Source organism: Arenicella sp. 4NH20-0111, from assembly GCF_040366405.1.
Taxonomy (GTDB): Bacteria; Pseudomonadota; Gammaproteobacteria; order Arenicellales; family Arenicellaceae; genus Arenicella.
The window spans coordinates 318,896-334,915 of record NZ_BAABWF010000004.1 but is presented as its reverse complement, the minus strand read 5'-3'; the positions used below and the strand labels follow the sequence as shown (position 1 = coordinate 334,915).

Genomic DNA, 16,020 nt, shown 5'->3' with positions numbered 1-16,020 from the left:
GGCCAGCTTTTTAGCTGGCCGCGGCTATTTCCGTTTTAGAATTAAAAACTCCTGTTATTAGTTAAAAAGGCCCGCTAAAAGCGGGCCTTTTTAATTCTCTTAATATCGTCAGCAAACTTTACGAGCTCTCACCCTTGTGAAAAGCAACCGCCTTAGCCACAAACTTATTAGTCTGCTCGAAACCGGCCGTAATCATCTTTTCACCATCACGATTTAACAGCTCATCCATGTTTGCTCTTACGTTTTCAGGACTTTGCTGATCTGGACTCAGATAAATCCCATCTGTTTCAAAGATTTGAGTCGCCGCATACCCGCCCGCGCCTGCGCACAAAATCAAACGATTAGGAGACTCCTTGTCACACAGCGTGACCAATCCCGCTGTGACTGATTCTACCGACATGATTTCCATCACTTGTTTATCCTCGATCAAATCTTCCAGCATTCGAGTCCCAGCCGTAGGAGATAGAGTGTTCACCTTGATGCCGTACTTTTGCCCTTCAATGACAAGCGTATTCATCAAGCCAACCACAGCCGCTTTTGCTGCGCCGTAATTAGTCTGACCAAAGTTACCGTACATGCCACTTGAAGACGTGGTCATTACGATTCTTCCGTAATTTTGTTCACGCATTAAATCCCATACTGCTTTACAGCAATTTGCTGTCCCCATTAAATGCACATCAACCACGGTTTTGAAGTCATCCATCTCCATCTTAGAGAAACTTTTGTCGCGCAAAATGCCCGCGTTATTGATCAAGATATCAACTCGCCCCCATTTATCTTTGGCCTGTTTAACCATTTCTTGTACTTCGTTGAAATTGGCAACATTGGCGCCATTTGCAATTGCCTCACCGCCAAACGCTTCGATTTCAGAAACCACGTCCAACGATGCTTGGCTAGATCCCCCGGTTCCGTCTCTTGCCCCGCCTAAATCGTTTACAACCACCTTGGCACCGCGTCTCGCTAGCTCCAGTGCATGACTCTTACCTAGCCCATTTCCAGCACCAGTAACTATTGCAACTTGATCGTTAAAACTAATCGTCATTTTAATCTTCCTATTATTCTTTTAGCTCAATATTGTTTAGAGTATGACCATGGTCAACCATTCTGCGATTAATGCTGGGGTTTCTGATCCTTCTATTTCAACAGTCATATTACTCTTGAATAGGAAATGCCCAGGCTTTTTCTCGGCCACCGACATCAACACTGCGTTCCCTCGAATACGAGAACCTATGCGAACAGGCTGCAAAAAGCGCAATTTATCACACCCATAGTTAACGCCCATTTTTGCGCCTTCGACCGAGATACCACAACCGTTTTCGGAGAAATAAGACATCAGAGACATCGTATAAAAACCATGCGCAATCGTTCCCCCAAATGGTGTTTGGGCGGCCTTTTCCTCATCTATGTGAATAAATTGATGGTCTCTGGTGACGTCGGCAAAGATATTCACATCCTCTTGCGTAACCTCTAGCCAGTCAGAAGTTCCAATATTTGTGCCAACCGCACTCTCGAATTCGTCTTTAGTTAATATTTTTGCCATGTTTCCTCCTTAGCAATATTAAACAATAGGGACAATTGCCTTCAGCAATTGAGATTTAATTTCTTCAGGGATCGAGACCGACCGACCACTCTCTCGTTCAACAAATACGTGCGTAAACGCACCCAATGCGCAGGCTTGCTCTTTCTGAGAGAACACACCAAATTCATAGCTAACCGAGCGATTACCCAATTTTTTAACGCGGAACCCAACTTCGATATTACCCGGATAAGCTACCGGGCTATAGTATTCACATTGTGAGGCCACCACGTAAGCAATCACTGGGCTTGTTTCGATCCGTAGCCCGCATTCCTCTATCAAAAATCGGTTAGCTGAGGTATCAAAAAAGCTGTAATAAACCACATTGTTTACATGACCGTACACATCATTATCGTGCCAACGCGTCGTGATGGGGTACAAATGCGCGAAATGTGATCTAAGAATTTCCTGTGCCATATTCGATAAACTGCTTTTAACAATACCGATCAATACGCGTCAGCGTAAATATTAATCGCGTCGCTCATTTCAATTGAAACAGGATTATTAACCAAAAGTCGACCCTGTAACATGGCTTGTTCGGCCAATCGCTCCACATCCCCCAACTTTACACCTACGTCTCTAAGTCGAGTTGGTATACCGAACCTCTTCGCCAGACGGTTAAAGTAGTCGGCCAATAGGCCTCCTCCACCCTGTGTTATGGTTTCACCTAAAATCGTGCTTGCGACTTGGCTATAGAGGTCATCTGCAGAGTCGCTATTAAAATTGAGGACATGTGGCAGCACTAACGAGTTACTCAAACCATGGGAAACATGAAACAGACCACCGAGCGGATACGCCAAAGCGTGAACTCCACCTACCGGCGCATTGGCAAAGGCTTGCCCTGCCAGCATGGAGCCGTAGAGCATTCTTCCTCGTGCTTCGACGTCCTGCCCATTGCGCACTGCGTTCTCGATACTTGTTGACATCAATCCCAAGGCTTGAATCGCCAAAGCGTCTGACATTGGATTCTTTAATCGTCGGCTTGTATAAGCCTCTAACGCGTGAACCATGGCGTCAATACCGGTCGTCGCGGTAGTGTGTGCAGGCAAGCCCAGCGTCAATTCTGGGTCCAATATAACTCGATCAGCGTACAATATTGAATTTACGATGCCAGACTTTGTACTGTTACCGGTTGTTACGATTGACACCGCAGTGACCTCGGAGCCTGTGCCAGCCGTTGTTGGCACTTGTATTAACGGAAGGCGACCAGATCTAAATTGGTCTACGCCATACATATCTGAGAGCTGGAGCGACTGGGCAGATGGGTGTGCGAGCACTGAGGTCAACTTGGCAACATCCATCGGGCTGCCCCCACCAAATCCAATGATGGAATCGCAGCCTTTTGACAATGCGAGTTCAACGGCGGCAACAACTTGCGTATCCAGTGGATCAGGAGTTACAGAATCAAATATCTCCACCGTTATATCGGTATCCGCAAATGTTGATAAAGTTTCTTTTACCAGCCCCAGTTCAATTAACTGTTGATCCGTTATCAGTAGCGGCTTGCGAGAATTCAGTGCATCAACACCCTTAGCTAACAAGCGCTTAGCTCCAAGACCAAATTGAATGCTCCCAACGCTGCTAAAAGAAAAATCACAAACACGATTATCGAAATTCATACTTTAGTTTAAACAATATTGGGTTTGCATAAAAAAGGCCGGTGCGATATTTATCGCACCGGCCTCGATTGGTCCTAATTTAGACTAGAAGTCTTTAGTTACAGTTACACCATAAGATCTAGGTGCTGTGCGATAACCAGTGAAACTACCGGATTGAGCAACCGACGCAAACGCACTGATCAAAGACGTATGATCTGTTGCATTTCGTACCCATAGAGAGAATCCCCAATCATTTTGCGTACGTACACCCGCCGCAATATTCAAGTTCTCTGAACTACGAGTGAACTGTCTGATTGCTAAGTCACCAATTGGAGTATCGTCTTCGTAGAAAAAGTCAGCTCTAACGTAGGCATCGTTGTTACCCAACTGGAAGCGATAATTGGCCGATGCAGACAGGCTGGTGTCTGTAATGCCAGCTGGGTCTTCTCCGGTCAAATCAACAACCGCTCCAGTAAGTGGGTCACGACCCGCGCCTTCGAATGAATCGTAAGTAGAATCAAGTAACGTACCCGCTAACTTGAGCTCTAACGACTCAGTTGGATAGTACGTCAAATCAAATTCAACCCCTTTAGTGGACTGTTCACCGGCGTTTGCCAAGTTAAATCCCGTGCCAACGAAAGCGTTAGATTGAAAACCTTCGATTGATTGATCAAACAAGGCGACGTTAACCGCAAAACGATCAAATTTTGCTTTTAAACCAATTTCGTAAACGGTAGCTTCTTCAGGCGATGCAAACCGCGTTCCAGAGATTAGATTTGGAACACCTAAGCCCGCTGACGTTATCCTGCCGATATCAGATGCAAACGGACGTGAATCTCGGCTTAAGTTCCATGAGGTGGCTTTAAAACCAGTGGATACACCACCGTAAACATTTACGCTGTCACTAAGATCGTACGATAAGCGAACATTGTAGGTAAGCTCATCATCATCGGTTGAACCAGATTCCACTGAGTTAGGGAAATCAACAAAAGGCGTCTGAAACTGCAGAGCACGTAAGCCAGCTAATGGCGTTTGATCAGCAGGAACGCCCGCTGCGATTTGCGCAGCAGTGGCTACAGGAATGCCTTGCGCAGCCAAGGATTGAATGATCAAACCACGCCCAAGCGCAATCAAGTCAACCGAACCAAATAGGTCGGTTTTAGGCTGAGCGATTGTGACGTCTTTCTCATCTTTCGTGTAGTTCAAACCAACCGTCGCCGTTAACGAATCAGTGATGTTGAAATCGAGTTGGCCGAACAGTGAAATAGCTTGGTTATCCAGAGTGGAGTTTTCGATCGTGCCATCGCCTGGACGGTAAAAAGAACCTGAAGGTAAGCCAAGGGCCGCTTCGATACTGCCGATTGCACCCGGAGCTCCAGCTGCCGCAGACAATACGTCAGCGTACCCACGGAAACCATTACCCCACGTTAAGGTGTCTTGACTTTCAACGGACTCATCAAAAAAGAAGCCGCCAATCATCCAATCAAGCTTATCGCCATTGGTTGACGTAAAACGGATCTCTTGGGTCAACGTTTCAATTTGGCTGTCAGTCGAGTTTGACGCTAAGTCACCACTGGTGAAATCGGTATCAATGAAGAAAAATGTGTCTAAGTCACGAATCGAGGTAATTGACGTTAGTTGAACGTTCTCAAATTCCTTATCGATTTGCATCGACAGGCCTGCATTGTCTTGCTCATTCGTTGAGTCAACGTTACTGAAAAACGTTAATGCTTCAGGGTCGTTGGGGACGATATTGCCACCGACGGCTTGAATAGCGGCCACTGTGGGTCCAGCAACTAAGTTAGCCGCAAAACAACAACGTTCATCAATGGTGTCGAAATCAGCAATGAATCTAATTTCCGTTGTATCGCTAGGATTAAGTAAAAGTTGACCACGTACTGACTGACGGTCACGATTGTTCATGTCTTGGCCAGTTACCAAGTTTGTCGCATAACCATCTCTTTCATTATTGCTGGCAGCAATGCTGAACGCAGCGGTGTCAGAAAAAGCACCTTCATAGTAACCCTTTAGAACCAGCTGACTGTAATTGCCAACCGTCGCAGATACACGACCGCCTGATTCGCCAGAAGGCTTTTTAGTAACGACACTGATTACACCCGCAGAAGCGTTCTTACCGAAAAGTGTGCTTTGTGGACCACTAAGTACTTCAACCCGCTCTAGGTTAGGTAGATCAGAAATTGCGCCAGCGGATCTAGATCGGTATACGCCGTCAATGAAAACACCAACTGATGGCTCAATACCGGCGTTGTTTGCGCCGTTTCCGAATCCGCGAATAGAGAAGTTAGTATTCGTAGAGCTTTGTAGTTGGCTTACTCGTAGAGTGGGTACAACACTTTGCAGATCGCTGATATCAAGAATTTGAGCTTGTTCTATTGTTTCAGCCGATGTAACTGATACTGCAATTGGAATATCTTGAAGAGTTGCCGCACGCTTAGTAGCCGTTACAACAATTTCTTCAAACACGGTTTCGCCATCTTGCGCGATACCCGTGGTTGGTGCTACTACCGCTGAAACCGCTGCGGCAATTGCTAATTTACGGAATGAGATTTTCATTTACTACTCCTCCTAGATGGATTCGTTAAGTTGTTATTATGTTGCTGAGTACGGTGGAATACCGTCGCAATTATCGCGACAAACGGATTCAAGTGGAAAGACCCTGCCCGCAAAATTCGGCGCCCTATCTCTCATCGGACCCGATATGCAGAACTACCCTACCGCACCTCAACCTTCTTTTTACCATTTTTAACGTGAATTTCAAAAACATATTGTCCATTTTTTTTGTGAATACAGCACTTAAATCCAAAATATATGATTAATCATTTAAAACGCGCACGTTAATTAACAAACGTAAAGTAGTCGCATCTTTGTGTTGTTTATCTAAAAAGTACCGTAACACATTGAGAATACTAAACTGTTAGCTCTAGTCTACCCCTTGATTCATGAGCTATGCGTCATCATCGGCCTCTAACTCTTCCGTTAGCGCTGCAATATCCTTAACGATGTACTTGCCCGATCTTTTATAGTAGATGTCTCGCGCCTGCCACTCCCTAAAAATCTTATTGATTCGTTGGCGTGACCCCATACTCATCCGCGCAAAATCTTGTTGACTGAACTTCATGTCCAACACTAACCCTTCATCAGACGGCTTTCCAAACATCTCTAGTAGATACAATAAGCGTCCCGCAAGTCTTGCCCTAAGAGGGAGAAACAACATCCCAGCGATTAGCTCATAAAGTAACTGAACACGCCCCATGTGATCTTCTAGTATATTTTTATAGAAACTGGCCTCGGTACCGACTACCTGTTTGACGGCATTTAACGGCACGACCAACAACGTCGCAGGTGTTACGGTTTGAACCTCTATCACCTTTGTCATCCCAATGATGGCACCTTCGCCAAACCATTGGCCACTTTTCATGCTTGCGAGGATAAATTGACTGCCAGCGTAACCCACAATTGAAACTTGCACTGTCCCTGAAATGACGTAATATAAATTATCTTGTACATCGCCCGGCATGTACAAAAACTCTCGATTTTTATATTTTTTTTCCTGCGCTCGTTGCGCAATTTGATCTACTACTTCAGCGTCCAGTCCTTTGAACCAATCAGCTTTATTCAATATTCCTATAATATTCTCGCGATCCAAGTGAGCCTCGTGTTGCTATTCCTAAAAAGTAATCTAGGTGACATTAGCGAGTTATTGAGCTTGATGCAAGGCCGAATATCTTATTCGAAGAAAAGTCCCTGCCAACTCGCGGGCGCAATACAAAACGCAGCAACCTTCATTACTGATAAAACATCTATCCAGAGCATGGAAGAGTTAACGAACCATGAATACCTAAAGCGGAAAGCCAATCGTTCGATATTCCCACCACCTTAGCTTTAAGTCACAGACCAATTAGGTTACTAGCAAATAAATGAATTACCGTCGATGATGTTGACGAACAACAAGAAAAGAATGAAAAAACCACTCATATCTAATCATGCTCTACTGTCACTAGACATTTTCACTCTCAAGGACTCAACAAAAATGCATTCAAAGCTGGACCTTTTTGCCCATGGTCTTGCCCATTAAAGCCAGTTTACGCCTTACTTCCTTTGGATCGGCTGCCAAAGGTCGATAAATCTCGACGCGATCCCCCTCTTCCAGAAGATGGTCAGGCGCTATTTTTTGAGCATACACACCAAACTGAATTTTCTGGGGATCAATCTCGTTTAGGTCTGCGCACTCGTCTCTTAAGCCGGACTCCTCAAACAGATCCAAGGCACTGGTTCCGCGTGGCACGTTTTTTTCAATCAACCATTGCTTTTCTCGTTTGGCATACACTATTGATACGGATATTGTGTGTCGCATTACCTAGCCTCATCGTAAATATATTCCGCACGCTTCCTAAATGCATCGACTTGCGTGCTGACCACCGTTTTAAACACTTTTCCAAAGAGTCGATGGGTGATTGGATTTTCAAACGTAAATTCCATCGACAGTGATACCTTACATGCCTCATCGCCAAGCTCTTGGAGCAGCCACTTTCCAGATAGCTTTTTAAACGGGCCAGATACTAAACTCATACTGATGCTTTCATTTGGAATCAATAAGTTTTGAGTTGCAAACGATATTTTTAAATGTCCGTAAGCGATTTTCAGCTCGGCTTCAACTGAGTTAAAATCTTCATCCAACACGATCACTTCATCACACCAATTTAAAAACTCTGGGTAAGATCGTATATCATTTATCACGGCATACATTTGAGCCGCGCTATACGGTAGCAGGGCAGACCTTTGAACGTTCATGATAAATACTAGTCTGGGGTTAAATCAAATCGCTAGCTTGGATATGCCAAGACCAACAACAAAACGACGCCGATTATAATCGGAGCCAGCGTGCGACTGCAAAACCGCCACAAAGAAAAAGTAAAAGAATACCGTAAACGCATCGTTTCGCGAACTAGAGTTCTAGGCAACACCCAGGATACGAACAAAGTAATAAGTAACGCGGTCAGAGGAAGTAATAAGTGAGTACTAAGAATATTGAATAGGTCAAAATATCCGTGATAATACTCCTTAGAAAAGTAAAAGAATCCAAATTGGTTACCCTGCAACGCAAAGACCGATAAAAGGCCCAACGCCCAAGCCACAGACCCTGCTAACCAAGCGGCAGCTCTTCGGGGTAGATTAGTTCGATCTACAAGCATGGCAATGGTTGGTTCTAATAGCGCGAAGCCAGACGTCAAGGCAGCGATCAACAATAATAGAAAGAACAGGCTAGCTACCCAACTTTGATCTTGTGGCATCTGAGAAAATGCCACTGGCAAGGTTTGAAAAATCAAACCTGGACCCGCATTTGCCTGCAGCCCAAACTTAAAGACAATTGAAAATATGAATACAGCCATTGCCACAGCAAACAAGGTATCGAAAACCGCGATGGCCCCCGCCCCTATCAGCAGGGGCCTATCGTCACTGAGATAGGATCCGTACAGAATAAGTATGCCAATACCGATACTCAAAGAAAAAAGAGCCTGGGTTAGTGCACTTACCACCAGCTCCGGCGTTATGTTCTGCAGCGAAAAACTGAACATAAACTCCTTGGCCGCAGCAACGTTGCCCACGTCGCTAAGATTGAAATAAAGCCAGATAACGAATACAGCACACAGTGGCATTAAAAAGCGCACAGCCCTTTCTAAGCCTACCCTAACTGGTTGAGACAAAACGGAGACTACCATGAGCACAAAAACCGAATGCCAAAGGATCATTTGGTCGGAATTTCTAAGCAAAGCGCTGAAAGAATGCCGTACTATTTCCGCTGGCGCATCTATTAAGCTACCACCGAGCGATTGCATTAAATAGAACAGTATCCAGCTGGCAACGACACTGTAAAATGAAAATATCAGGAAGCCAGTGATAATGCCTAACCACCCTATGCCCTGCCAGAGGGTGGAATACCGATACTCTTTAACAATACCTGCAATACTTCGTATGGGGCTCTCCCGCCCCAATCGACCAATAGCCAACTCTGACAGCATTAATGGAAATGCCACCAGTACGACGCAAAACACATAAACCACTAAAAAAGTTCCACCGTGCAGACCTAACTCGTAAGGAAACTTCCATAAATTCCCTAAGCCGATGGATGATCCGACCGCAGCAAACAGAAATGCGGTGTATGAGCCCCACCCTCTTGAGCTACTGTTCTGTGAACGCTTACTTGTTGACAACGTAGTTATCCTAATTGGTTTTGTTTTTAGCCCAGTAACGCTATTATCGCCTGTCACTCACTAAGAGTTACTCCTAAAGGGTAACTCTTACAAGTCATCGCAGTATACCCCAGAGCAAAAATTAACCAAGTTATGGCTAAACAGAAGAAACAAGCACCCAACACAATCGCAAGCAATAAAAAAGCCCGCTTTGAGTTCTTTATTGAAGAAGAATTCGAAGCGGGCATCGCCCTGGAAGGTTGGGAAGTAAAGAGCATGAGAGCGGGTCGAGTTCAGTTGACGGAAAGTTACGTCATTATCGATAAAGGAGAGTTGTTTCTTTACGGAGCCCATATGACTCCATTGGCTACCACGTCAACACACAAGCCGGCTAACCCAACTCGAAATAGGAAACTGTTGATGAAACGCTATGAAATCGGTCGACTAATTGGCCAGGTAGAACGCGCTGGCTATACGCTTGCGCCATTGACGCTCTATTGGGTGCGAGGTAAAGCAAAACTTAAAATAGGCCTAGCCAAAGGTAAGAAACAACACGACAAACGTGCATCAATAAAAGATCGAGACTGGAAACGCGATCAGCAACGAATTTTAAAAGGCGGCTAGTTAATACACATTAAAAAAGGCTCCCTTGAACAGGAAGCCTTTTTTACAGGAAGAAAATCCTCAATACAGTTGCGCTACATATAATCCGTCAGACTAAACCCAAAGAACTTAATGCAGACAGTGTTTACAAATACAAGCAGGAGCACGAGAGGTATAACCGTACCCAAAGCGCCGTTTACGTATTTCTGAGTAAAGGACCCTTCAAATTTATCATCGCCTATTGCGAGTTCGGCATTGAGATTCGCTTTCTTCCAATGGAATATGGCGAAAAGGCAAATGATCAGCCCATTTAAGGGCAAAATCGTATCGTAAAAGACATCAATCACAATATCAAAGAAAGACTTAGTCGCGCCTCCATATGATGTGAATTCAGTAAAATACGTCACCATTCCAAACGACACGGTGCAAGCCAGTACCAACAAAATAGCGCACGCACCTAGGCTTAACACACTCTTAACACGACTGAACTTTAATTCATCCTGAAAAGCCGATAGCGGAACCTGAAGAATAGATACTTGTGACGTCAATGCGGCAAAGAAAACCAGCAGAAAAAAGGTGGCCGCAAATGCGCTCGCTCCGACGTAACCAATCAGAGACTGAAGTGACAAGAATATCTTGGGTAAAAAGGTGAACACCAAAGATACCGATGACGAAGACAGCTCACTCGTATCCGTGGCAGGGTTAAACACAAAAATGGCAGGTAAAATCAATAAGCCAGCAAAAAAGGCAACGGACGTGTCAACCAACGCAACCATCTTGGCTCCACCAGCAATACTTTCTTTGCGGCTGACGTAAGAACCATACGTAATTAAGATACCCATACCTAACGAGAGTGAAAAGAAAGCCTGCCCTAATGCATTACTGACAACCTCAGGGTTTATCTTAGACAGGTCAGGAATCAAGTAATACTTAACCCCAACCAACGCGTTGGGTAAAGTAAGAACAAAAATGGTGAGTATTATTAACATCACGAATAACGTAGGCATCAACGCCTTAGCCAATCGTTCAATGCCATTCTGCACCCCAGAATTCAACACAAAGCCAATAACCACGGTGAGAACAGCCAAATACCCAAACACTGATGGACCATTAATAAATGTTCCAAAAAAGGCTGGATCAGCCATTTGAGCTAAGTTCCCACTTACAGCGCCAACAAAATAAGCCAACAGCCAAACGGTCAAAACTTGGTAAAAAACGGCGATCATAAATGGCGTTATTAACGCTAGCCATCCACCGATTTTCCACAAAGGGTTTCCACCCGATACTGAATTATATGCGCCCAACGGGTTCCGTTGTGTATGCCGCCCTAATGACATTTCAGCCATCATAACGGGCAAACAAATGACCACGATAAAGAACGCGTAGACCAACAAAAATGCTGCGCCTCCACTTTTCGCTGCATTAACGGGGAAACCAACCAGGTTCCCTATTCCGACGGCTGAGCCAGCAGCCGCTAAGATAAAACCAAGTCGTGAGCCAAACTTTTCGCGTTGATTAGGCATTTTTATAGTCGCAAAGTTATTCAGTGATTTGTAGGTAGCCAAAGTCTAACTTTTGACTGAGTTGACCACAAGGAAGTTCTGCTTGGGATTCACACTTAATCATTTTCGAAACGCTTTAAATAGACACAAAGATCGCAAAGATCTTGTCAACTGCTTCGTACTAGACCCGAATGTTTGTTTGAGAGGCTCAAGGATTTTCGAATACGATAGGCCCACCGACGGCCTGAATTGGAGTCAACCTACCCGCTTTAGAAACCCACGCAGCAATCGCGAGCTCAGTTACGCTGACGTCAGGCTTCATTAATTGGCCTCTCCATTCATTCTCGCCAGAAGAAGCAAACGTCGCAAAATCAAGAACCACAAAATCGTGTGTCAAAGTCTTACCTTTGTTTTCGCCTCGCGTAACAGACTGTGTGAGTCCCATTCCCAACAATGCAATTGACAGCTGTACCCTCTCAAGCTCAGCCGATTGCTCGAATATAGCCTCAAAAGAACCGTCAGCGTCAAAGGTCAAAGTTAACTTTCCTGACAAAACCATCGGATCTATGGGCAGACCTGTCGATTTTCGCCAGCGTCGCCACTCTTTTCCATTTAAACGAAGACCTGGTGTGTACACCGTGTTTTCACCATACTCAACCGCGTATCGACGCTGTCGCTGGGAATTGGATCGCGAGGCATACGGGTCAGCCCACCCAATATAGTTCCAATAATCGACGTGAAATGCGACTGGAATAAATGATTTCCAAAGACCTTGTTGTGCTTTAAGTTTAGAAAGCCATCGATCAGCTGGCGGACAACTACTGCACCCCTCAGAGGTATAAAGCTCAATTAAGGAAACTTGATATTCAGAACTCTCGAAAACTTCACGCGCAGAAGCATCAATGCTCAGCAATGCGCCAGTAAAAGCAAACATAATGCTCTTAAATTTCATAAGAATTATTCTTAGAAACCGGTAACGCCGGAATTCGGTTGCTCAGGTAATGAGCTAGTGACGACCGACGCGGTAACGTCTGCAATATTTTTTAACGCCTCCATTCGAGCGCTGTTTTTTCGGGCCAGCATAATTATCTCACGTTCCGGACGGGGCTTATTGAATGGAAGAAAAGTAATACCATCAACTCGAGTCCTAGAGGCTAATTCCGGTATCAACGTCATGCCGGAACCCGTGGCCACCATATGCAGCAAAGTATCCATACTGGTTGCTCTAAATCGCTTATCTTCCTTGGCACCGGCCGAGAAGCAAACATCAATTGCTTGATCTCTCAGACAGTGCCCATCTTCTAACATCAGCACACGTCGATTATCCAGCGCATCCAAGCCCACGGGTTCAATCGCATTGCTAATCGGATCGGAGGAACTCACCGCCAACAACATCGTCTCCACATATAGGTCAAATTGCTTAAAAGGCTGGTCCCAGTCAAGCTTAGCCATTATGGCTGCATCAATCTCACCTCTATTCAATTTCGTCAGCAATTCATCGGTTCTTAACTCATAAAGATATATATTTGCGTCAGGATAGGATTCGGTGAGAGCGGGCATGATCAGTGGGAGCAAAAACGGCCCCACGGTCGGAATCAACCCTAAATGAAAATCACCAGACATCGGATCAATATTTTGCTTTGCCACTGAACGTATTTGATCGACAGTCTGTAACGCTTCTCGAGCATATTGGACTATTTCTTCACCGACTTTAGTAAAAAGAACCTGCCTGGTTGATCGCTCGATTAGTTCTGAACCAAGCTCGGTTTCTAACTTCTTAAGTTGGCCGCTCAAAGTTGGCTGACTTACAAAACATCGTTCGGCCGCTTTGCTAAAATTATTCAGATCATGAACTGCAACTAGATATTGTAGGTCTCGTATGTTCACCCTGTTTTAGCCTCGCATAATTTGTGTATTACGGAAAAAAGAAACTCAATTATGACTAAGGTTTTAATGGCTTAATGAGGCCATCAAGACCTTCGATTTTCAATGCTAAACACAATCCCATAAGCTCACCTAGCTCTCCGTTTGGAAACTCATTCTTTTGAAACCAAAATAAGTAGGCCTCCGGCAAATCAATGATAGGCCTTCCAGCGTACTTTCCAAACGGCATCTTCCAAGTTGCTAACTTCTTTAAATCCTCAGCAGTAAAACCGAGGGCAGCGTTTACTTCATTTATCGTATTTGTCATAAATTGAAATACCTTGGTAGGATCAATTGATCCTACCAAGCTTATAGAACGGGATATAATTACAAGTCTTTCAAATATTTTTCCAAGTCATCAGATCCACCGATATTGACCCCGTCAAAAAACACTTGAGGAACCGTCGAGTTTCCTGATATGGCCTTCACACTGACTGAAGTAGCGTCCTTCCCAAGCACTATCTCTTCAAACGGAATGCCTTTTATTTTCAGCAGTGTCTTTGCCTTCGAGCAATATGGACATCCAGGCTTGGTTATCATAGCCACCGACTGTGGCTTAACCGCCTCAGGGTTAATATACTCAAGCATAGTATCAGCATCTGATACCTCGAAAGGATCGCCAGGCTTGTTCGGTTCAACGAACATTTTTTCAACGACACCATTTTTTACCAACATTGAATAGCGCCACGAACGTTTCCCAAAGCCAATATCTTCCTTTCCAACGAGCATCTTCATACCGTCTGTAAACTCGCCATTCCCGTCTGGAATAACGGTTATATTCTCGGCCTCTTGATCCTCTTTCCAGGCATTCATCACAAACGTATCATTGACGCTCATGCAGATGATATCGTCCACTCCATTGTCTGATAAAGTTGAGGCTAATTCGTTATAACGTGGAAGATGAGTGGATGAACAGGTTGGCGTGAACGCACCTGGTAATGAAAAAACCACAACGGTCTTATCTGCGAATAAGTCGTCGGATGTTACGGCTACCCATTCGTCGCCGTCTCTAGTGCGGAAAGTGACGGCTGGCACTGCTTGACCTTCCATTTGAGTGGAAGGAGTGTATTGATCTGTCATAATAGTCTCGCTGTTCTATGTTGTTCTCGATAAAAGAATCATACGCAACAACAAACAATCAATACAATAGATTGTTTTTATAATATCGTTCAATAAAATAGATCGAATTAAAATTACTTGATCGATTGATAGGCAGACAAGGCCAATGTTCTAGCATCCTTATGGTCTACGATCGGTTTCGGATAATCCAAACCCAATGTAATTCCTGCACTAGCGAGAACCTGATCGGGTGCTGTCCATGGAGAGTGTATGTATTTATTGGGTAACGTGCTGAGTTCTGGTAGCCATTTCCTAACATAGACGCCATCACCATCGAATTTCTCACCCTGAAGTATGGGGTTAAAAATTCTAAAGTATGGCGATGCATCAACTCCGCATCCAGCAACCCACTGCCAACTGCAGGTATTGTTCGCGACATCAGCGTCAAGTAACGTATCCCAAAACCATTCGGCACCCAGCCGCCAATGAAGCAGACAGTGTTTGGTTAAAAATGAAGCTGCGATCATTCGAACTCGGTTGTGCATATATCCAGTATTCCAAAGCTCTCTCATACCGGCATCAACCACGGGATAACCCGTTTGGCCGCGTTGCCATGCCTCAAGAAGCTCATGATTGTTCCCCCACGGAAAACAATCAAACTTAGAATTAAACGGGTCTTCTAACATACTCGGAAAGTGCACTATCAAGTAACGACTAAACTCACGCCAGCCAATCTCTGATAAAAACTTATCCCCCCAAGATTGATCAATCGATTGTTCAGCAATACCTTGGTGAATATCAAAAAGTAGTTGATTCGGACCCATTTCGCCGAATGCTAAATGCGGAGATAATAACGACGTATTATCTTCACTGGGGATGTCTCGGCCCAGTTCATAGAACCTAATTTTTCTATCTAAAAAATCAGCCCATTTGATGTGCGCTCCCGTTTCGCCTGGATTCCAATGGTCGTCAAATCGAGATGCCCAATTGGGCGATTCTGGTCGCAATGCCCAGCTTTTAATGTCCTCAGATTCGATAGCATTGCTACCGCTCACAAACTCAGGGATTGGCTGAATAGGCCTGGGAGTTAGCTTAGTTAAGCAGTGTCGCCAAAATGGGGTAAATACTTTGAATGGAGTTCCTTGCTTGTTAACAACCTCTGTGGGCTCAATCAAAAGTTGCCCGTTGAATGACCGATTACTAACCTGTTTTTCTTCCAGGAGTGATTTTACGCGTTTACCTTGATCTATACCGCTGGTTGAGTAAACACGATTCCACGTAACTAACTGTGCATCAGTCTCTTCAACCAAATCAGTTAAAACACTAACCGGATCACCGGTGCGCAAGACTAACTGTGCACCTCGCTCCTTTAAACTTGACGACAAGCTTACTAGACTATGATGCAACCACCAATAACTTGCGCTCCCTAAGCCCTCTGGAAAAATAAAAACAAACGTAACTGGGCCGGACTGTGCGGCGAACGTCACTGCGGGGTTATCAAGCAAGCGCAGATCTTCGCGGAACCAATGTAGTGTATTCATCGTGTT

General features: G+C 44.7%; 16 protein-coding genes. 1 reads left to right on the top strand and 15 read right to left on the bottom strand.

What is annotated here, in order from left to right; all coding sequences use genetic code 11:
* Window positions 1-118: 118 nt before the first annotated feature.
* From ABWW54_RS11350 to ABWW54_RS11310, 9 genes are all read right to left on the bottom strand, one after another.
* On the bottom strand, window positions 119-1,042 hold the full coding sequence (locus ABWW54_RS11350) for an SDR family NAD(P)-dependent oxidoreductase (protein ID WP_353412369.1): 924 nt from the start codon (window positions 1,040-1,042) through the stop codon (window positions 119-121).
* 36 nt (window positions 1,043-1,078) lie between these two features.
* On the bottom strand, window positions 1,079-1,540 hold the full coding sequence (locus tag ABWW54_RS11345) for a MaoC family dehydratase (RefSeq protein ID WP_353412368.1): 462 nt from the start codon (window positions 1,538-1,540) through the stop codon (window positions 1,079-1,081).
* A gap of 18 nt (window positions 1,541-1,558) precedes the next feature.
* A complete protein-coding gene (locus ABWW54_RS11340; protein ID WP_353412367.1) occupies window positions 1,559-1,993 on the bottom strand; it encodes an acyl-CoA thioesterase in 435 nt (144 codons plus the stop codon).
* 29 nt (window positions 1,994-2,022) lie between these two features.
* Window positions 2,023-3,195, bottom strand: coding sequence for an iron-containing alcohol dehydrogenase (locus tag ABWW54_RS11335; RefSeq protein WP_353412366.1), 1,173 nt, complete (start codon window positions 3,193-3,195; stop codon window positions 2,023-2,025).
* A gap of 84 nt (window positions 3,196-3,279) precedes the next feature.
* Entirely contained in the window at window positions 3,280-5,748 is a 2,469-nt protein-coding gene (locus ABWW54_RS11330) for a TonB-dependent receptor (protein WP_353412365.1), read from the bottom strand.
* Between the two features lie 391 nt (window positions 5,749-6,139).
* Window positions 6,140-6,814, bottom strand: a complete 675-nt coding sequence (locus ABWW54_RS11325; protein WP_353412364.1) for a Crp/Fnr family transcriptional regulator — start codon at window positions 6,812-6,814, stop codon at window positions 6,140-6,142.
* A 417-nt stretch (window positions 6,815-7,231) separates the two neighbouring features.
* Window positions 7,232-7,549 (bottom strand): RnfH family protein, encoded by a 318-nt coding sequence (locus ABWW54_RS11320; RefSeq protein WP_353412363.1) that lies wholly within the window; start codon window positions 7,547-7,549, stop codon window positions 7,232-7,234.
* Window positions 7,549-7,986, bottom strand: a complete 438-nt coding sequence (locus ABWW54_RS11315; RefSeq protein WP_353412362.1) for a type II toxin-antitoxin system RatA family toxin — start codon at window positions 7,984-7,986, stop codon at window positions 7,549-7,551. Before ABWW54_RS11315 ends, ABWW54_RS11320 begins: the two co-directional genes overlap by 1 nt.
* Window positions 7,987-8,018: 32 nt before the next feature.
* Entirely contained in the window at window positions 8,019-9,407 is a 1,389-nt protein-coding gene (locus ABWW54_RS11310) for a sodium-dependent transporter (protein WP_353412361.1), read from the bottom strand.
* A gap of 132 nt (window positions 9,408-9,539) precedes the next feature.
* Between ABWW54_RS11310 and smpB the strand changes: the two genes are divergently transcribed.
* Window positions 9,540-10,010: an SsrA-binding protein SmpB gene (smpB, locus tag ABWW54_RS11305; RefSeq protein WP_353412360.1), complete on the top strand. Its 471-nt coding sequence runs from the start codon at window positions 9,540-9,542 to the stop codon at window positions 10,008-10,010.
* 74 nt (window positions 10,011-10,084) lie between these two features.
* On the opposite strand, the gene ABWW54_RS11300 is transcribed toward smpB, so the two are convergent.
* The 6 genes from ABWW54_RS11300 to ABWW54_RS11275 all read right to left on the bottom strand — a co-directional run bounded on the left by ABWW54_RS11300 (window position 10,085) and on the right by ABWW54_RS11275 (window position 16,014).
* Entirely contained in the window at window positions 10,085-11,512 is a 1,428-nt protein-coding gene (locus ABWW54_RS11300) for a sodium-dependent transporter (RefSeq protein WP_353412359.1), read from the bottom strand.
* A gap of 187 nt (window positions 11,513-11,699) precedes the next feature.
* Window positions 11,700-12,443, bottom strand: coding sequence for a DUF1223 domain-containing protein (locus ABWW54_RS11295; protein ID WP_353412358.1), 744 nt, complete (start codon window positions 12,441-12,443; stop codon window positions 11,700-11,702).
* An 11-nt stretch (window positions 12,444-12,454) separates the two neighbouring features.
* The gene (oxyR, locus tag ABWW54_RS11290; RefSeq protein ID WP_353412357.1) at window positions 12,455-13,378 is read right to left on the bottom strand and encodes a DNA-binding transcriptional regulator OxyR; all 924 of its coding nucleotides are present in this window, start codon (window positions 13,376-13,378) and stop codon (window positions 12,455-12,457) included.
* Window positions 13,379-13,433: 55 nt separating this feature from the next.
* The gene (locus tag ABWW54_RS11285; protein WP_353412356.1) at window positions 13,434-13,682 is read right to left on the bottom strand and encodes a DUF3820 family protein; all 249 of its coding nucleotides are present in this window, start codon (window positions 13,680-13,682) and stop codon (window positions 13,434-13,436) included.
* A gap of 59 nt (window positions 13,683-13,741) precedes the next feature.
* Window positions 13,742-14,494 (bottom strand): glutathione peroxidase, encoded by a 753-nt coding sequence (locus ABWW54_RS11280; protein ID WP_353412355.1) that lies wholly within the window; start codon window positions 14,492-14,494, stop codon window positions 13,742-13,744.
* A 113-nt stretch (window positions 14,495-14,607) separates the two neighbouring features.
* A complete protein-coding gene (locus tag ABWW54_RS11275) occupies window positions 14,608-16,014 on the bottom strand; it encodes a cryptochrome/photolyase family protein (protein ID WP_353412354.1) in 1,407 nt (468 codons plus the stop codon).
* Between the last annotated feature and the right edge of the window lie 6 nt (window positions 16,015-16,020).